This is a genomic window from Xanthobacter autotrophicus, from assembly GCF_029991245.1.
Lineage (GTDB): Bacteria > Pseudomonadota > Alphaproteobacteria > Rhizobiales > Xanthobacteraceae > Xanthobacter > Xanthobacter autotrophicus_C.
This window is the reverse complement of record NZ_JAIVFO010000104.1, coordinates 1-16,562: the sequence shown is the minus strand read 5'-3', so window position 1 is coordinate 16,562 and position 16,562 is coordinate 1. Positions and strand designations below refer to the sequence as shown.

Sequence of the window (16,562 nt, the reverse complement as noted above, 5' to 3'; positions counted from 1 at the left end):
CGCCGGACGACACCGACGCTGCGGCACCGGCCCCCACCCCCGACGCGCTGGCCCTGGCCTGACGGAGAGACGCCATGAACAAGGAGAGCGATCTGTCCCGCGACGAGCCCATCTTCCAGCTCCGCAGCCATGTGGCGGCCGGCCTTGCCCTCGCGGTTGTGCTGTTCGCCGGCTGCGGCGGATGGGCCGCCTATGCCCGGCTCAACGGCGCCGTGATCGCGCAAGGCACGGTGACGGTGGACCAGAACCTGAAGGAGGTGCAGCACCGCGACGGCGGCATCGTCGCCGAGATCGCCGTGAAGCAGGGCGACCTGGTACAGGCGGGGCAGGTGCTGCTGCGGCTCGACGACACCGCCTCGCGGGCGGAATTGTCCATCGTGCGGGTGCAGCTCATCGAGCTTCTGGCGCGGCGCGCGCGCCTCCTCGCCGAGCGCGACGGGCTGGAGCGCATCGAATTCCCGAAGGAGATCCATACCCTCGCGCCTGACGTGGCGATGGTGACCCGCGACGAGGCCCGCCTGTTCGACGGCAACCGCTTCACCCGCCGGAGCCAGTCCGAGCAACTGGAACTTGCCATCATCCAGACCGGCGAGGAGATCCGCGGGCTCAATGCCCGCCGCTCCGCCAAGATCGAGGAAACCGAGCTGCTCGGCCTCGAGCGGGAAAAGGTGGTCTATCTGTTCAACAAGGGGCTCACCGACGGCAGCCGGGTCCATGCCCTCAACCGGGAATGGGCGCGGATCAACGGCGAGAAGGGCGAGATCGAGGCCTCCATGGCCCGCGCCAACGTGCGCATCACCGATGCCCGCCTGCAGATCATCGCCCTCGACCAGAATGCCCGCACCGAAGCCCAGCGCGAGTTGAGGACACTGGAGGCCCGCATCTCCGAGCTGAACGACCGGCGCGTGGTGATCGAGGACCGGCTCTCGCGCACCGAGCTGCGCGCGCCGCTCACCGGCCGGGTGAACGAACTGAGCGTCTACACCATCGGCGGCGTCATCACGCCCGCCGCGAAGGTGGTGACCCTGGTGCCCGCCGACGCCCGCCTGCGGGTGGAGGCGAAGGTGGCGCCCACCGACATCGACCAGGTGGAGCGCGGCCAGCCCGCCCGCCTGCGCTTCTCCGCCTTCAACCAGAACACCACGCCCGAACTGCGCGGGCGGGTGGCGCAGGTCTCGCCGGCCACCATCCGCGACCCGGTGGGGGGAACGGTGTCCTACATCGTGGAGATCGCCATTGATGACGACCTGACGAAGCTTGGCGATCGCGAGCTGGTCCCGGGCATGCCGGTGGAGGTGTTCATCTCCGGCGTGGAGCGCACCGCCCTCGCCTATCTGGCGAAGCCGCTGATGGACCACTTCAACCGCGCGTTCCGCGAGCAGTGAGAGCCCGTTTGGAAATGTCACGGTGTTGAGTTGATTGCTTCGCCGTCATGCCCGGCCTTGTGCCGGGCATCCACGCCGCGCCGCCTGCACCCTGTTCAAAGCTTTGCGCCGGCCCGGCCGCGCGGATGGCCGGGACAAGCCCGGCCATGACATCTGTAGAAAGCTCGGACGGCTTTCCCGTCTCCGCCGGCCTCAGGCGCTGCGCCTGGACACCTGGGCACCGGCCTCCGGCGTCCCGTTGAGGTTCTGCGCGGCGATGACCACCTCGACGCGGTTGCGCACATGCAGCTTCTGCATGAGGGTGGACATATAGCCCTTCACCGTCTTCTCGCTGAGGGCCAGCGCCCGCGCGATCTCGCTGTTCTTCTTGCCGAGCAGCAGGAGCTGGACGATCTGGTCCTCGCGGATGGAAAGGTGCATGGCCTGCCGGGCGCGCTGCTGCCGGGCCTTGGCTTCCAGCTCGGCGATGATGCGCGCCGCGAAGCTCGGGGTGATATAGGTTTCCCCCGCCATGGCGCAGGTGATGGCCTGGATCAGGTCGCCCTGGGGCGATCCCTTCAGCACGAAGGCCGACGCCCCCGAACTGAGCGCCTTGGCGGCCAGCTCCGCATTGTTGGAGGCGGTGAAGATCACGATGCGGGTCGCCGGAAACGCCTCGCGCACCTGGGACACCGCCCCGATCACATCGCCCTGCATGGTAAGGTCCACGACGATCACGTCGGGTCCGTGGCTCTGGGCGGTCCCGAGAATGTCATTCACACCGCTGCCGGTCGAGACGACGCTGAAAGTCCCCGTCTTTTCGAGAACCGTCACGATCCCTTCGACAACGATCGGATGGTCGTCTACGACCGCAACCGAAATTGCGCACACGCTACATACCCCCGGGCTTGCGCACGCGCCGATCCACTTGCATCGCAGGCGGATCGGAGAACGCGTTCCCTTGCTTGATTTAGAGCGCGATTCACCGAGCAAATTTATTCAACCGGCTCGGATCGCGCTCTATAACCCGTCGAGACGACTCACTATAATCATTAAAGAAAGGCGTTCAAGTTCTCAGATTGCAAATCTTTGATAGTCGAAGATGGTAAAATTTTCCCGCCGTTCGATTACTTCGCTATCCTCAAAATATGTCATTTCGGTTACGCTGCATTGCAACCAATTCAACTCCGCTTTCAAGCCGAAATGGGCATCACCCTCTGTTAATCTTCGCGCCGCAGAATCGTCGGGCTCGGGGTGGCCAAGCTTACGTAGCGCAAGGCTCGGGCTTGCGTCCGGGGCGCGGGCGCACCACTCTTCGGCGGCGGCCATGATGCGCCGCACCCAGGCGGGGTCGACGCGACGAATAGCACTGCCCTCGCCCCTCCACTTCGGTTAATCAGGCTCCATGTCCCAATCCGACGATCTCTTCGGCTCCACCCCGCGTCAGAAGCCCGCCGGCAAGCCGGCCAAGGCGGCGGCAGCCGCCGTGCCGGCCATGGATGCCGACTACACCGCCGCGCACATCGAGGTGCTGGAGGGGCTGGAGCCGGTGCGGCGCCGGCCCGGCATGTATATCGGCGGCACCGATTCGAAGGCGCTGCACCACCTCTTCGCCGAGGTGATCGACAATTGCATGGACGAGGCGGTGGCCGGGCATGCCACCTTCATCGAGGTGCAGATGGCCGCCGACGGCTACCTCATCGTCGCCGACAACGGGCGCGGCATTCCGGTGGAGGAACACCCGAAGTTCCCCGGCAAGTCGGCCCTCGAAGTGATCATGACCACCCTGCACGCCGGCGGAAAATTCGACAGCAAGGTCTATGAGACCTCCGGCGGCCTCCACGGCGTCGGCATCTCGGTGGTGAACGCGCTTTCCGACGACCTCGAAGTCGAGGTGACGCGCAACCAGACCCTCTACCGCCAGAGCTTTTCCAAGGGCGTGCCGCAGGGCAAGCTGAAGGAAGTCGGCCGCATCACCAACCGGCGCGGCACCCGCGTGCGCTTCCATCCCGACCCCGAGATCTTCGGCCCGGCCGTCCGCTTCGAGCCGGCCCGGGTGTTCCGCATGGCGCGCTCCAAGGCCTATCTGTTCGGCGGGGTGGAAATCCGCTGGTCCTGCGATCCTGAGTTGCTGAAGGGCATCGAGGGCGTTCCGGAGAAGACCAGCTTCCGCTTCCCCGGCGGCCTGCGCGACTATCTCGCCGCCGACCTCGAAGGCCAGACGCTGGTGCATTCGGACATCTTCTCCGGCCGCATCCAGAAGCCGAAGGGCCACGGCTCGGTGGAATGGGCGGTGGCGTGGGTGGCGGACGCGGACGGCTCCATCTCTTCCTACTGCAACACCATCCCCACCCCCGATGGCGGCACCCACGAGAACGGCCTGCGCGCCGTGCTGCTGAAGGGGCTGAAGGACCATGCCGAGCGCTCCGGCCAGGGCAAGCGCGGCTCGGTCATCACCGGCGACGACGTGATCACCGGCTGCGCCGCCATGCTCTCCGTGTTCGTGCGCGAGCCTGAATTCCAGGGCCAGACCAAGGACCGCCTCGCCACCGCCGAGGCCGCCCGCATCGTGGAACAGGGCCTGCGCGACCCGTTCGACCACTGGCTGGCCGCCAATCCGGTGCAGGCGAGCCGGCTGCTCGAGCACGTCATCGACCGCGCCGAGGAGCGCCTGCGCCGCAAGCAGGAGAAGGAAGTCTCCCGCAAGACCGCCGTGCGCAAGCTGCGCCTGCCCGGCAAGCTGGCCGACTGCTCCAATACCGAGGCGGCCGGCTCCGAGATCTTCATCGTGGAGGGCGACTCGGCCGGCGGCTCGGCCAAGCAGGCGCGCGACCGCAAGACCCAGGCCGTGCTGCCCCTGCGCGGCAAGATCCTGAACGTCGCCAGCGCCACCCGGGACAAGCTGGCCCAGAACCAGCAGCTCGCCGACCTCGGCCAGGCGCTGGGCTGCGGTACGCTGTCCCACTACCGCGACGCGGACCTGCGGTACGAGAAGGTCATCATCATGACCGACGCCGACGTGGACGGGGCCCACATCGCCTCGCTGCTGGTCACCTTCTTTTTCCGGCAGATGCCGAAGCTGATCGAGGACGGCCACCTCTTCCTCGCCGTGCCGCCGCTCTACCGCATCACGCAGGGCGCCAAGACGCTCTATGCGCGGGACGACGCCCATAAGGAAAAGCTGCTGAAGAAGGAGTTCACCGGCAAGGGCAAGGTGGAGGTGGGCCGCTTCAAGGGCCTCGGCGAAATGATGCCGGCTCAGCTGAAGGAAACCACCATGGACCCGCGCACGCGCACGCTCCAGCGCGTCGCCATCGAGGATGCCGAGCAGGCGGCCACCACCGACGTCGTGGAACGGCTCATGGGCAACAAGCCGGAGGCGCGCTTCGCCTTCATCTCCGAACGCGCGGCCTTCGCCGGCGAGGAGATGCTCGACATCTGAGGCGCGGGCTTCGCGCCTTCAGCCTGTCGTCACCCTGGCCTTGCGCGGCGGCAGCAGGCTGGCAGGCACGGCGAGGATCAGCATGCCGAGCCCCGCCACGGCGAACACCGGCGCCGCGCCCAGAAGCCCCGCCGCATGGGCAAGGACGATGGCCCCGACCGCCTGCCCCACGAAGAAGGCCGAGGCAAACAGCGACACCGCCGAGCCCCGCGCCTCCGCCGACAGCTCGGTGGCGAGGATCTGCAGCACGTTGTGGATCATATAGAAGGCAAAGCCCGCGGCGGCGAACAAGGCGATCACCACCGCGAGGCTCGGCCCGATGGCGGCCGCCATGAGCAGCACGCCCACGCCCGCTGCGCCCACCCCCACCATGCCGGCGAGCCCCAGGTGGCGGACCAGGAACGGCACGGCGAAGGTGTAGAAGGCGCCGCCGATGGCGAAGGCGCCCAGCACCAGGCCGGCCTCCACCGCATCGCCGAGGCCGTGCTCCACCATCAGCGGCGCCGCCAGCGGGAACACCCCGAAGGTGAGCGCGCCTTCCACCGCCACCACCGCATAGACCTTGAGGGACAGGGGGTTCTTCAGCACCGTCCGGTAGCGGGCGAGGGCCGCGCCGAACGACAGGGGCTGGCGCGCCCGCTCCTCGGTGATCCCCGCCATGGCCGACAGGCAGGCCACGGCCGCCACGGCGAACGCACACCAGAACACAGGCCTCCAGCCCGCATATTCGGCGATGAACCCCGCTGCCGCCGAGCCCACCAGCTGGCCCAGCACAAGGGCCAGCAGCACCCGGCTGAGCGCCACCGGCCTCCGTTCGTAGGGCACGCGATCCCCCACCGTGGCGAGCACCACGGGGATGATGCCCCCCGCGAACGCCCCCGACACCACCCGGGCGGCGAGCAGTTCCCGGTGGCCGGGCGCCAGCGCCGAGACGGCGAGCCCCACCGCCAGCATGGCGAGGTTGAAGCGGATCAGCCGCACCTTGCCCACCGCATCGCCGATGGGGCCGAACAGCAGCTGCATGGTGGCGTAAGGCAGGGTGAAGGCGCTGGCGAGCAGCGCCACCTCCTGCAGCGTCACCTTCAGGTCCGCGGCGAGGATGTTGAGCATCGGATCGACGGCGCGCATGGAGAATGCGCTCGCGAAGGCCGCGAGGCCGAGGACGAGAAGAAAGGGCATCGGTATCCGCCGCCGGACGAGGAGGGGCATCCCTGCGGCGGGGTGCCCCGGCGGTCAAGTCGCAAGACTTGTCCCGAACGCATGGCAAGACGCCTACGCATTCCGACGACGCATGGTGGGGGCGGTATGGAAGTTCGTTCGGGCGTTGGATGGCCGTTGTTTCCCACGGATCCGGGTTTCGAGCCGGAAAACATTGACACGGCGCACAATTTTCATATGTTGCTATGCGTCGTCCGAGATATGTCGAATCTAGCGCGCCGACCGACGACCCCTCGTCTGAGCCCGTACGGCACGGGACGTTCGATCAGCGGCGCGCCGCCGCATCCAAAAGATGCAATGTCATTTTCCGAACTCGGCCTGAGCGAAAAGGTCCTCGCGGCAGTCGCTGACACCGGCTACACGCAGCCGACGCCCATCCAGGCCCAGGCCATCCCCCATGTGCTGGCGCGCCGAGATGTGCTCGGCCTCGCGCAGACAGGCACCGGCAAGACTGCCGCCTTCACCCTTCCCATGCTGACGCTGCTGGAGCACGGACGGGCCCGCGCCCGCATGCCCCGCACCCTCATCCTGGAGCCGACCCGCGAACTCGCGGCGCAGGTGGAAGAGAACTTCACCCGCTACGGCAAGAACCACAAACTGAACGTCGCCCTGCTCATCGGCGGCGTGTCCTTCGGCGATCAGGACTCCAAGCTGGCACGCGGCGTGGATGTGCTCATCGCCACCCCCGGCCGCCTGCTCGACCACGTGGAGCGCGGACGCCTGCTCCTGTCCGGCATCGAGGTGCTCGTCATCGACGAGGCCGACCGCATGCTGGACATGGGCTTCATTCCGGACATCGAGCGCGTCTGCAAGCTGGTGCCCTTCACCCGCCAGACCCTGTTCTTCTCGGCCACCATGCCGCCGGAGATCCAGCGCCTCGTCTCCCAGTTCCTGTCCAATCCGGTGCGCGTGGAAGTGTCGAAGCCGGCCTCCACCGCCGCCACGGTCACCCACATGCTGGTCGCCTCCGGACGGGAGGACTACGACAAGCGCGACGTGCTGCGCGAGCTGATCCGTAACTGCGAGGGATTGCAGAACGGCATCATCTTCTGCAACCGCAAGCGCGACGTGGCGGTGCTGCACCGCTCGCTGCAGAAGCACGGCTTCAACGCCGTCGCGCTCCATGGCGACATGGACCAGCACGCCCGCATCAAGGCCCTCGACCAGTTCCGCGCCGGCGAGGCCACCTTGCTGGTGGCGTCCGACGTGGCGGCCCGCGGGCTCGACATTCCGGCGGTGAGCCACGTCTTCAACTATGACGTGCCCCACCATTCGGAAGACTATGTGCATCGCGTGGGCCGCACCGGCCGCGCCGGGCGTGCCGGCACGGCCTACACGCTGGTGACCCATACCGATGCCAAGTCGGTGACGGCCATCGAGAAGCTGATCGGCAATGCCGTGCCCTGGCACGGTGCGCCTTTGGGCGATGCCCCGCCCGCGTCCGAGCGGCGGGAACGCCGCGAAGACGGCGGCCGGCTGCGCGGCAAGCGCCGCGTGGAGAAGGAACCCCGCGAGGCCCGTCCCGAGCGCGAGCCGCGTGCAGAACGCGAACCCCGTGCGGAGCGAGAGCCCCGTCCAGAACGCGAGCCCCGTGCAGAACGTGAACCCCGCGTCGCGCGCGAGCCGCGTGCGGAACGCGAGCCGCGTCCAGAACGCGAGCCCCGTGCGGAGCGCGCACCGCGTCCGGAACGTGAGCCCCGTCGGGAGCGGGAACCCCGTCGCGAGCGCGAAGCCCCGGCAGGCGAGGCGCGCGCCAGCGAGCCCCGCGTGGAGGCGGAAACCCGCGCGCCACGTCCCGAACGGCAGGAACGCAGCCGTCGTCCCGCCCGTGAGGAGGCTCCCGAAGCCCGGCCGGTGCGCCGCGAACGCGCCCCCGCCAGCGAGCCAGCGGACATGAGCCACCTGCCCGCCTTCCTCCTGCGCCCGGTGCGCGTGAAGGCCGGCTGACCCCTCTCGCCGACGCGCCTTTCGGAGCGCCGGCGGATCACCACGGAACAACCCCGCCGGTCAGCCGCGCGGGGTTTTCTTTTTGGGTCGGGCTCCGGTTTTTTTCACCGGCTTCAGCGCGGCAGCCGCGCGGGCGAGCGCGAGGGAACGGCGGGCGAGCGCAGCGAGGTCCTCGCCATCGTCCAGCGCTGCCTCCGGCACAGACCAGAAGCCGGTCATGGTGCGCACCGCGCCCTTGGCGAGGTAGGAGAAGGGCACCGAGCCGCGGCTCTCAAGCAGGGCGGCATGGTCGGCGTCGGCCTTCAGGTAAAGGGTGCCCCTGACCTCGATGGCGAACATCAGCCCGTCCGCATAGAGGCCACGGCCGCCGAACATGCGCCGCGTGCGCACCGCGCCGAAGGCGGAGAAGAGGTCGGCGATGGTGTCCTCGTCCATCCCTTTCCCCCTGACTTCAGGCCACCGGCCCCATTCTTCGAGCGGCGCGAGAGGATTTTGCTCAAGCGCCCCGCGGACCTTTCACCTGCTCAGAGCGCGCAGGCTGCGCGGATCAGGTGATGAGCGCCAGCAGCCGGGCGGCGGCGTCCATCTCGGTGCGGCGGGCCGCGCGGCGGGCGGTGGCGATCTCGTCCTCGCCCCATTGCTCGCGGTTGAAATCCTCGTCCACATGGGCTGCGGCCCATGCGGCGTCCGCATCGAGCGCGCCCTCGGCCACCGCCAGCGCCAGCAGGGCCGAGCCGGTGAGCGTGGTGATGGAATGGACGGCGGCGAGCTTCAGCGGGGTTTGCGGCACCAGCGCCCGCACCCGCTCCAGCGACGCGTCCGGCTGGGTGACGTGCCGGATGCCTTCCGAGAGGAAGAAGCGGGCATCGTGGCTGCCGCTCAGCCAGTCGAGCACCGGGTCCCACTGCTCCGCCTGCCGGTTCACCAGCGTCTGGGGGCCGTCGGCCCGGTAGAACAGCATGTCGGAGCCGGCATAGCCCACCACTTCGTCGCGCACTGCCTCGGCCTCGGGCCCCACCCGGTCGAGGGCGACATTCACGAGGCGCGTCAGCGGCATGAAGAAGGGGTTGATCTCCTTCTCCTGCGCCGCCCATTCGGCGGCCATGGCCTCGGCCAGCGGACGCGTGGGCGCCAGCAGCAGGCCCCGCGCGGGGGTGCGCACCGGCCGGCCGTCGAGCAGGATGGTGAAGCCGCCGTCCGCCTCGCCGACGCTGACATCGGTGTAGAAGCGCTTCGGCAGCGGCGTGCGCTGGGCGGCGCGGGCGCGGGCGACGGGATCGTCTCCCGCCACGGGCTCCTCGATGCCCTCCAGAAAATCGCGCAGGGTCTGGGGCCCGGTGGGATCGGCCCCTGAGGGATCACCCATGATCCGTCTCCTATCCGGCGATGGCGCGGCGGCGCGCCAGAAGATCGAAGATGGCGGCGGGCACCTCGTCGAACCGGTGGACGATATGGTCCGCCCCGGCCCGCTCCAGATCCGCCACCTCGTGATAGCCCCAGCCGACGCCCAGGGCCGAGGCCCCGGCCTGCAACGCCATGGAGACGTCGTAGGTGGTGTCGCCCACCACCACCGTCTCCTCCGGCCGCACGCCGATCTCCCCCATGGCCTGGAACACCATGGCCGGATGGGGCTTGGAGGGCGCGTCGTCGGCGGTCTGGATGGTGGCGAACCAGCCTTCCATGTCGTGGGCCTTCAGCACCCGGTCCACGCCCCGGCGCGCCTTGCCGGTGACCATGCCCAGCAGCACGTCGTCGCGCCGGCGCAAAGCGTCGAGCACCTCGCGCGCGCCCTCGAACATGGGTTCGGGGGGCTCGGCGTTGCGCAGACGGGTGAAGGCGTTGCGATAGGCGTCCACCAGGGCCTCTATGGGATAGGCCCGGTCGCCCTGCGAGAGCGTGGCGAACGCCTCCGGCAGGGAGAGACCCACCACCGAGAGCAGCCGGTCCCGCTCGGGCAGCACCACGCCGTGGGCCGCATGGGCGTCGCGCATGGCGGCGACGATCATGTGCTGGCTGTCCACCAGCGTGCCGTCGCAATCGAACAGCACCAGCTTCAGGGGCGCGGCATCCGGGGCGGGGTCGGCTTCGCTCTCTGGGGGGGTCATTTCTGCGTCATCTGCTGGGTCGCCACATCATATACCCACGTGATGCCCGACGGGTCCACGAACAGGACCTGACGGAACCCCCGCTGCTCGCACTGCTTGGGGAAGGGACCCGAGACGATCAGCTCCGCCGCCGTCTTGGCCGGGAAGTTGAACTTGATGGTGAGGATGGTCGCGTCCTCGCCCCCGGCCGTGACCGTGAGGTCGAGGCCGTTCTGGGCGAAGCTCTCCTGCTTGCTCTTGGCAAACGCCCGGCGCGCCGTGGCATCCGCCGCCGGCGGTGTGATGGGACCGTTCACCGTGGGCAGCGGCAGCGCCGCTTCCTGGGTGCCGCCGGCGCCCTGCCCGCTCCCGGCCTGGGGCGAGGCGGTGGCCGGGGCGGTCTGGGCGGTGGGGACAGGCGGGGCCACGGCAGCCTGCGGCGCGGGCGCAACCACCGCGCTCTGGGGCGCGCCGGCCTCAAGCTCCGCGGGCGGCGCCGACATGACCCACCAGACGAGACCGCCGGATGCGACAGCCACCGCCGTGCCGCCGAGCCCCACCAGGAAGGGCATCAGGAAGCTGGTGTGCAGCTTGCGGCCGCAGAAGGGGCAACTGGCCTCCTCCGGGTAGACCTGCGCCCCGCAGCCGGGACAGAAGTCGGGCCTGGGGTTCATTCAATTCACCTCCGCCAATTCACCCCCGCGCACGCGGGGCACCGCCGCGAATCGGCATCGTGGGACGATCCACCACAGATGCACGAGGAAGCGGCCGGCGTCATGCCGTCCGCTTCGCGTTTGTCCACCTCGTGATGTCCGATCCGAATGCGCCCATAGCAGGGCAAGGCGCGCGGTCCTATTTGCCGAAGCCGAGGTCCAGCGGCGGTGGCGTCGTGGCGTCGAGGCCGGGCGAGAGGTTCTCGAACTGCTGCTGGATCTGGTTCTGGTCGAGCTGCACCCCGCCGCTCTTGTAGTGGGTCACCATGCCCGGGAACAGGATGATGAGGGCCACCATGACCAGCTGGATACAGACGAACGGCACCGCCCCCCAATAGATCTGGCCGGTGGTGACCGGCTGCATCAGCTTGCCCGTCACCCGGTCGATGTAGGGCACCTTGGCCGCCACCGAGCGCAGGAAGAACAGGGCGAAGCCGAAGGGCGGATGCATGAACGAGGTCTGCATGTTCACCGCCAGCATCACGCCGAACCAGATGAGGTCGATGCCGAGCTTGTCGGCCGCCGGCCCCAAGAGCGGGATGATGATGAAGGCCAGCTCGAAATAATCGAGGAAGAAGGCCAGCACGAACACCAGCGCATTCACCGCGATGAGGAAGCCCAGCTGCCCGCCGGGCAGCGACACCAGCAGCTCTTCCACCCACTTGTGGCCGTCCACGCCGTAGAAGGTGAGCGAGAACACGCGCGCGCCGAGCAGGATGAACAGCACGAAGGCCGAGAGCTTGGCGGTGGAATAGGTGGCCTGCCGCATCAGGTCGAACTTCAGCCGGCCACGGGCGAAGGCGAGGATGAGCGCGCCCACCGAGCCCATGGCGCCGCCCTCGGTCGGCGTGGCGACGCCGATGAAGATGGTGCCCAGCACCAGGAAGATGAGGGCCAGCGGCGGCACCATCACGAACACCACCTGCTCGGCGAGCTTGGAGAGCAGGCCGAGGCGGAACAACCGGTTGATCACCGCCACCACGAAGGCGAGGCCCACGGTGGCGGACATGGTGAGCACCACATAGTCCGCGCCGAACTTCACCCCCGTTTCCGTCATCAGGAACAGGGCACCGGCGATGGCGATGGTAAGCACGATGAACAGCGAGGGCGTCAGCAGCCGCGCCGTGCCGGACATGACGAAATAGAGCAGCACGAAGGCCACCGCCCCCCACACCGCCTGATTGGCGATGCCGGGGATGAGCCCGGCGGTGAGATGCGGCAGGGAGCCGGTCGCGATCAGAAAGGCGAAGCCCGCCGCGGCGATGGCGCCGAGGACACGGGAGGGCACGATCTTCTGGTCCGGATCGCGCAGGGTCTGGGCCTCCAGCGGCAGGCCGGGGGCGACGCTTGGGAAGATGGTGGAGACCAGAAAGATGTAGAGGGCATAGAGGCCGGCGAGCAGCAGGCCGGGCACGAAGGCGCCCTCATACATGTCGCCCACCGAGCGGTTCAGCTGGTCGGCCATGACGATGAGCACGAGGGACGGCGGGATGATCTGCGCCAGCGTGCCCGAGGCGGCGATGACGCCGGAGGCCACGCGCCGGTCGTAGCCGTAGCGCAGCATGATGGGCAGGGAGATGAGGCCCATGGAGATCACCGAGGCCGCCACCACGCCGGTGGTGGCCGCCAGCAGCGCGCCCACGAAGATCACCGCATAGGCCAGGCCGCCGCGGATGGAGCCGAACACCTGCCCGATGGTGTCGAGCAGGTCCTCCGCCATGCCGGAGCGCTCGAGGATGAGGCCCATGAAGGTGAAGAAGGGGACCGCCAGCAGCACCTCGTTGTTCATGGTGCCGTAGACGCGCTCGGGCAGCGCCTGCAGGAACTTCGGCTCGAACAGGCCCAGCCAGATGCCGACCAGCGCGAAGATAAGGCCGTTGGCGGCCAGCGAGAAGGCCACCGGGTAGCCCAGCAGCAGGAACACCACCAGCGCGCCGAACATGATGGGCGCCATGTTGTGGATGAACCAGCCGCGGAACCCCGGCTCGGCCGCGAAGGCCACATCGGGCAGGACCACGGCGAGCACCAGGGCGAGCACCAGCGCGGCGGCGACGAAACGCGCCTTCAGAAGGCGGGCGTTGAACATGTCTCGCGCTCCGTCAGTGCTTGGGTGCGGGGGAAGAGGCCGGGGAGACCGGCGTGCCGGCGCCGGGCACCTCCACCTCGGCGAGCAGGCGCTCCGCCTCGGCGGCCAGCGCTGCGTGGCTGCCGCCCTCCCGCTCGTTGGGGTCCTCCATCCGCCCGGTGAAGATGGCGATGCGCTTGATCAGCTCGGAGAAGCCCTGCAGCGTGAGGAAGAAGAAGCCCAGCGGCACCAGCAGCTTGGCCGGCCACTGCGGCAGGCCGCCGGCATTCAGCGACTGCTCGTTGATGGACCAGGACGACAGGAAGAACGGCCAGGAGGTCCACAGCAGCAGGATGGAGAAGGGCAGCAGGAAGAAGATGTGCCCGAAGATGTCGATGCCGTCCCGCACCCGCTTGGTGAGGCGCGCGTTCACGATGTCGATGCGGATGTGCTCGTTGTCCATGAGCGTCCAGGACCCGCACAGCAGGAACACCGCCGCGAACAGCACCCATTGCAGCTCCAGCCAGGAATTGGAGCTGAGGTCGAACAGCTTGCGCACCACGGCATTGGCCGCCGAGACGAGGATGGCAACAAGGATCAGCCAGGAGGCCGCCTTGCCGATGCGCATGTTCATGGCATCGATGCCCCGGGCGAGGGCGAGCAGGATGGACATGGAAACCGTTTCCCTGGGCGCGCGGCTGGTGCCGCTTTTCGGGTTGCTTCTTGTTTGGCCATGCGGCCTTGGCGCGGCACCATAGGCAAAGACGCGGCGACTTCAAGCCGCACGCGAGAACCCCGCGCCCAACGCCCGCCCGCATTAGACGAAGGTCGCATCTCCCGCGTCCGCGCCGAAGCTCACGCGTGCAAGTCCCGATCTAAAGCCTTGCCGGAACGTCGGACCAGGGCGGGCGGGACGGCGACGAGCCGTCTCATCCCTCCGGCGCCTCGAGGATGGGATCGTACTGGGAGGCATCGAAGCCCAGCACGGCGAAGGATTGCGCCATGTGATGGGGCAGCGGCGCCGACACGTCGATCAGCCCCTGCCCGCGGGGATGGGGAATGACCAGCCGTCGCGCCAGCAGATGCAGGCGATTCTGCAGGCCGCCCGGCAGCTCCCAATTCTCGATGTCGAAATACTTCGGGTCGCCGACGATGGGGTGGCCGATATGGGCAAGGTGGGCGCGCAACTGGTGGGTACGGCCCGTCACCGGCTTCAGCGACAGCCAGCTCATCTTCTGCGCCGCCTGGTCCACCACGGCATAATAGGTGATGGCGTGGCTCGCCTCGTCCTCGCCGTGGCGGGCGACGCGCATCTTCTCCTCGTCCTCGTCGCGGGCAAGATAGGTGGAGATGCGCCCCTGCTTGGGCTTCGGCACGCCGGGCACCACCGCCCAATAGACCTTGCGCGCCTCCCGCGAGCGGAAACTCTTGGCCAGCACCGAGGCGGCGAGCCGCGTCTTGGCCACCAGCAGGCAGCCGGAGGTGTCCTTGTCGATGCGGTGGACCAGGCGCGGCTTCTGGCCGTCCTTGTCCCGCAGCACCTCCAGGATGCCGTCCATATGGCGATAGGTGCCCGAGCCACCCTGGACGGCAAGGCCGAAGGGCTTGTTCAGCACCATCACGTCCTTGTCCTCGAACAGGGTGATGGATTTCAGGAAGGCGCGGTCCTCGTCCTCCTTGCGCCTGGCGGCGCTTAAGGACTGGCGCGGCTTGGCCGGCGCGTCGGCAGCGCCGGACGCCTCGCCCGGAGCGGAAGCCCTGCCCGCTTCGGCCGCCTTGCCCCCGGCACCCGGCTTGCCGGCCGGTTCGTCCTGCGGCTCGTCGCCGAGGGGGGGAATGCGCACGCTCTGGCCCGGCTCGACGCGGGACGAGGTCTTTACCCGCCCGCCATCCACGCGCACCTGCCCGGTGCGCACCAGCTTCTGCAGGTGACCGAAGGAGAGATCAGGAAAATGGACCTTGAACCAGCGGTCGAGGCGCATGCCAGCCTCGTCCTCGGCCACGGTCTTCATCGCGACGGCCATGGATCGAAATGTCCTTTGAACAAATGTCTTGCGAACGGGCGCCTGGAACCGGAACGGCAGCAATAGAGCAACCGGCGCCGTCCGTCACGTCAGCGCGCGCATGACGGCGATGCCGGCGAACACGGCGATGAAGGAAAGCGCCACCGAGCCAGTCACATAGGCGAGCGCGGAACCGTAGGCGCCGCGCTCCATGAGCAGGAAGAAATCCAGCGAGAAGGTAGAGAAGGTGGTGTAGCCGCCGAGGATGCCGGTGGTCAGGAACAGCCGCATGGTCTGGTTCCAGAACTCGCCGTCCTTGAACGCCAGATACCCGACCATGATCCCCATGAGGAAGCTGCCGGACACGTTGATGAAGAAGGTGGCGAAGGGAAAGTCGACGCCGAGCAGCTTGGGCACCGCCATGTTGATGAAATGCCGCACGACACCGCCGAGGCCGGCACCGAGGAAGACGACGAGAGCGGGGGGAAGGGTGAAGATCATGGCCAGTCCGGGCGGGGGTCAGGAGCGAATGCGCCGTGCGGCATGGAGCACCGCAAGTATGGTGATTTCATCGCCTGCGACGCGATAAACGACAAGGTAGGGGCTGCCTGGAAGGGTCAGCTGACGGGTTCCGGGCACCATCCCTGCCGGGGCGGAAAAGGGATGATCGGCAAGGGTGTTGATGGCGGTTTCGAGCCGGCCGATCACCCGCGCCGCCGCCTTTGGATTGTCTTGGCCGATATGGTGCTCGATCTCACGGAGATGCCGCAGGGCCCGCGCGCGGAAAACGATCCTCATCCGCGGAAGCGCGCGAAGAAGGCCTCGACCTCTTGCGGGCTCGCGTTCGGCTCGCCGTCCTCCAGCGCCTTGCGCACCTCCTCCTCCTGCTCGGGGGTGAGCACATAGACCTCCCCTTCGAGCACCGAGAGGAATTCACGGGCGAGTGCATCCTGCTCGGCGTCGGGCAGGGCTTCGAGCCTCTCGATGAGTTCGCGCATCAGCTTGGTCATGGCCGGCTCCATGTGTTCCTGAAGCATACGCCAGAGCGGCGTGCCGCGCACCGGCGGCGCGCCGTCACGGCTCGCCGCGCTCGGCCCGCAGGCGCGCCCAATAGTCCATGCGCTTCCTGATCTCCCGTTCGAAGCCGCGCTCCACCGGGTGGTAGAAGCTCTGCCGGCCGAGGGCCTCGGGGAAATAGTTCTGGCCGGAGAAGGCATCGGGCGCGTCGTGGTCGTAGCGATAGCCGGCGCCGTAGCCCTCGCCCTTCATCAGCTTGGTGGGGGCGTTGAGGATGTGCTTGGGCGGCACCAGCGAGCCGCCTTCCTTCGCCGCGCGCTTGGCCGCCGAGAAGGCCTTGTAGACGGCGTTCGACTTGGGCGCGGTGGCCACATAGACCACCGCCTGCGCCAGGGCCAGCTCCCCCTCCGGCGAGCCGAGGAAGTCGAAGGCATCCTTGGCCGCGTTGGCGACCACCAACGCCTGCGGATCGGCATTGCCGATGTCCTCCACCGCCATGCGCACGATACGCCGGGCGAGGAACAGGGGCGCCTCTCCGGCATCCAGCATGCGGGCGAAATAATACAGCGCCGCATCCGGGTCCGAGCCGCGCACCGCCTTGTGCAGGGCGGAGATGAGGTTGTAGTGGCCGTCCTCGCTCTTGTCGTAGATGGGCGCGCGCCGCTGCACCACGTCGGCCAGGGCCGCCACGTCGAACACCTCCCCCGCC

At 68.3% G+C, this 16,562-nt stretch carries 16 protein-coding genes and 1 pseudogene; 3 read left to right on the top strand and 14 right to left on the bottom strand.

The genetic code is table 11. The features are described from left to right. Positions 1 to 74 precede the first annotated feature (74 nt). On the top strand, positions 75 to 1,385 hold the full coding sequence (locus tag K9U41_RS16370) for an HlyD family type I secretion periplasmic adaptor subunit (protein ID WP_282641920.1): 1,311 nt from the start codon (positions 75 to 77) through the stop codon (positions 1,383 to 1,385). A gap of 192 nt (positions 1,386 to 1,577) precedes the next feature. Here K9U41_RS16370 and K9U41_RS16365 read toward each other — a convergent pair whose 3' ends face one another. Both K9U41_RS16365 and K9U41_RS16360 read right to left on the bottom strand, forming a co-directional pair. After that, positions 1,578 to 2,255 (bottom strand): response regulator transcription factor, encoded by a 678-nt coding sequence (locus K9U41_RS16365; RefSeq protein WP_282641918.1) that lies wholly within the window; start codon positions 2,253 to 2,255, stop codon positions 1,578 to 1,580. A 183-nt stretch (positions 2,256 to 2,438) separates the two neighbouring features. Continuing rightward, complete coding sequence (locus tag K9U41_RS16360) at positions 2,439 to 2,693, bottom strand: hypothetical protein (RefSeq protein WP_282641917.1); 255 nt, start codon at positions 2,691 to 2,693, stop codon at positions 2,439 to 2,441. Between the two features lie 76 nt (positions 2,694 to 2,769). Here K9U41_RS16360 and parE point away from each other — a divergent pair, with 76 nt between their 5' ends. After that, positions 2,770 to 4,806 carry a DNA topoisomerase IV subunit B gene (gene parE / locus K9U41_RS16355; protein WP_282641915.1) on the top strand — a complete coding sequence of 679 codons (2,037 nt, stop codon included), beginning with the start codon at positions 2,770 to 2,772 and terminating at the stop codon, positions 4,804 to 4,806. Between the two features lie 18 nt (positions 4,807 to 4,824). Here the strand turns inward: parE and K9U41_RS16350 are convergent, their stop codons facing one another. After that, positions 4,825 to 5,985, bottom strand: coding sequence for an MFS transporter (locus K9U41_RS16350; protein ID WP_282641914.1), 1,161 nt, complete (start codon positions 5,983 to 5,985; stop codon positions 4,825 to 4,827). Positions 5,986 to 6,321: 336 nt separating this feature from the next. Here K9U41_RS16350 and K9U41_RS16345 point away from each other — a divergent pair, with 336 nt between their 5' ends. Further along, a complete protein-coding gene (locus K9U41_RS16345; RefSeq protein ID WP_282641913.1) occupies positions 6,322 to 7,971 on the top strand; it encodes a DEAD/DEAH box helicase in 1,650 nt (549 codons plus the stop codon). 60 nt (positions 7,972 to 8,031) lie between these two features. Here the strand turns inward: K9U41_RS16345 and K9U41_RS16340 are convergent, their stop codons facing one another. The 11 genes and pseudogenes from K9U41_RS16340 to K9U41_RS16290 form a co-directional block, all read right to left on the bottom strand. Beyond that, the gene (locus K9U41_RS16340; RefSeq protein ID WP_282641912.1) at positions 8,032 to 8,406 is read right to left on the bottom strand and encodes a TfoX/Sxy family protein; all 375 of its coding nucleotides are present in this window, start codon (positions 8,404 to 8,406) and stop codon (positions 8,032 to 8,034) included. A 112-nt stretch (positions 8,407 to 8,518) separates the two neighbouring features. Beyond that, positions 8,519 to 9,337 (bottom strand): ATP12 family chaperone protein, encoded by an 819-nt coding sequence (locus K9U41_RS16335; RefSeq protein ID WP_282641910.1) that lies wholly within the window; start codon positions 9,335 to 9,337, stop codon positions 8,519 to 8,521. A 10-nt stretch (positions 9,338 to 9,347) separates the two neighbouring features. Next, positions 9,348 to 10,076: an HAD-IA family hydrolase gene (locus K9U41_RS16330; RefSeq protein WP_282641909.1), complete on the bottom strand. Its 729-nt coding sequence runs from the start codon at positions 10,074 to 10,076 to the stop codon at positions 9,348 to 9,350. Next, positions 10,073 to 10,729 carry a zinc ribbon domain-containing protein gene (locus K9U41_RS16325; protein WP_282641908.1) on the bottom strand — a complete coding sequence of 219 codons (657 nt, stop codon included), beginning with the start codon at positions 10,727 to 10,729 and terminating at the stop codon, positions 10,073 to 10,075. The genes K9U41_RS16330 and K9U41_RS16325 overlap by 4 nt, the downstream gene beginning before the upstream one ends. A 178-nt stretch (positions 10,730 to 10,907) precedes the next feature. Next, positions 10,908 to 12,722 (bottom strand): TRAP transporter large permease, encoded by a 1,815-nt coding sequence (locus K9U41_RS16320; protein ID WP_282641925.1) that lies wholly within the window; start codon positions 12,720 to 12,722, stop codon positions 10,908 to 10,910. Positions 12,723 to 12,867: 145 nt separating this feature from the next. Further along, positions 12,868 to 13,506 (bottom strand): TRAP transporter small permease subunit, encoded by a 639-nt coding sequence (locus K9U41_RS16315; RefSeq protein WP_282641907.1) that lies wholly within the window; start codon positions 13,504 to 13,506, stop codon positions 12,868 to 12,870. A gap of 256 nt (positions 13,507 to 13,762) precedes the next feature. Beyond that, positions 13,763 to 14,857 (bottom strand): RluA family pseudouridine synthase, encoded by a 1,095-nt coding sequence (locus K9U41_RS16310; RefSeq protein ID WP_282641906.1) that lies wholly within the window; start codon positions 14,855 to 14,857, stop codon positions 13,763 to 13,765. Between the two features lie 84 nt (positions 14,858 to 14,941). Beyond that, a complete protein-coding gene (crcB, locus tag K9U41_RS16305) occupies positions 14,942 to 15,337 on the bottom strand; it encodes a fluoride efflux transporter CrcB (protein ID WP_282641904.1) in 396 nt (131 codons plus the stop codon). Positions 15,338 to 15,355: 18 nt separating this feature from the next. Further along, on the bottom strand, positions 15,356 to 15,634 hold the full coding sequence (locus K9U41_RS16300) for a type II toxin-antitoxin system RelE/ParE family toxin (protein WP_282641903.1): 279 nt from the start codon (positions 15,632 to 15,634) through the stop codon (positions 15,356 to 15,358). Continuing rightward, positions 15,631 to 15,846 (bottom strand): hypothetical protein, encoded by a 216-nt coding sequence (locus K9U41_RS16295; protein WP_282641902.1) that lies wholly within the window; start codon positions 15,844 to 15,846, stop codon positions 15,631 to 15,633. The genes K9U41_RS16300 and K9U41_RS16295 overlap by 4 nt, the downstream gene beginning before the upstream one ends. 64 nt (positions 15,847 to 15,910) lie before the next feature. Continuing rightward, positions 15,911 to 16,562 (bottom strand): annotated as a pseudogene (locus K9U41_RS16290) (replication-associated recombination protein A); the annotation flags it as partial.

Excerpts from the sequence above, each read along its gene's own strand:
- K9U41_RS16370 (WP_282641920.1), top strand. The coding sequence starts at position 75 with ATGAACAAGGAGAGCGATCTGTCCCGCGACGAGCCCATCTTCCAGCTC.
- K9U41_RS16360 (WP_282641917.1), bottom strand. The coding sequence starts at position 2,693 with ATGGCCGCCGCCGAAGAGTGGTGCGCCCGCGCCCCGGACGCAAGCCCG.
- parE (WP_282641915.1), top strand. The coding sequence starts at position 2,770 with ATGTCCCAATCCGACGATCTCTTCGGCTCCACCCCGCGTCAGAAGCCC.
- K9U41_RS16350 (WP_282641914.1), bottom strand. The coding sequence starts at position 5,985 with ATGCCCTTTCTTCTCGTCCTCGGCCTCGCGGCCTTCGCGAGCGCATTC.
- K9U41_RS16345 (WP_282641913.1), top strand. The coding sequence starts at position 6,322 with ATGTCATTTTCCGAACTCGGCCTGAGCGAAAAGGTCCTCGCGGCAGTC.
- K9U41_RS16340 (WP_282641912.1), bottom strand. The coding sequence starts at position 8,406 with ATGGACGAGGACACCATCGCCGACCTCTTCTCCGCCTTCGGCGCGGTG.
- K9U41_RS16335 (WP_282641910.1), bottom strand. The coding sequence starts at position 9,337 with ATGGGTGATCCCTCAGGGGCCGATCCCACCGGGCCCCAGACCCTGCGC.
- K9U41_RS16330 (WP_282641909.1), bottom strand. The coding sequence starts at position 10,076 with ATGACCCCCCCAGAGAGCGAAGCCGACCCCGCCCCGGATGCCGCGCCC.
- K9U41_RS16325 (WP_282641908.1), bottom strand. The coding sequence starts at position 10,729 with ATGAACCCCAGGCCCGACTTCTGTCCCGGCTGCGGGGCGCAGGTCTAC.
- K9U41_RS16320 (WP_282641925.1), bottom strand. The coding sequence starts at position 12,722 with ATGGCGCCCATCATGTTCGGCGCGCTGGTGGTGTTCCTGCTGCTGGGC.
- K9U41_RS16315 (WP_282641907.1), bottom strand. The coding sequence starts at position 13,506 with ATGTCCATCCTGCTCGCCCTCGCCCGGGGCATCGATGCCATGAACATG.
- K9U41_RS16310 (WP_282641906.1), bottom strand. The coding sequence starts at position 14,857 with ATGGCCGTCGCGATGAAGACCGTGGCCGAGGACGAGGCTGGCATGCGC.
- crcB (WP_282641904.1), bottom strand. The coding sequence starts at position 15,337 with ATGATCTTCACCCTTCCCCCCGCTCTCGTCGTCTTCCTCGGTGCCGGC.
- K9U41_RS16300 (WP_282641903.1), bottom strand. The coding sequence starts at position 15,634 with ATGAGGATCGTTTTCCGCGCGCGGGCCCTGCGGCATCTCCGTGAGATC.
- K9U41_RS16295 (WP_282641902.1), bottom strand. The coding sequence starts at position 15,846 with ATGACCAAGCTGATGCGCGAACTCATCGAGAGGCTCGAAGCCCTGCCC.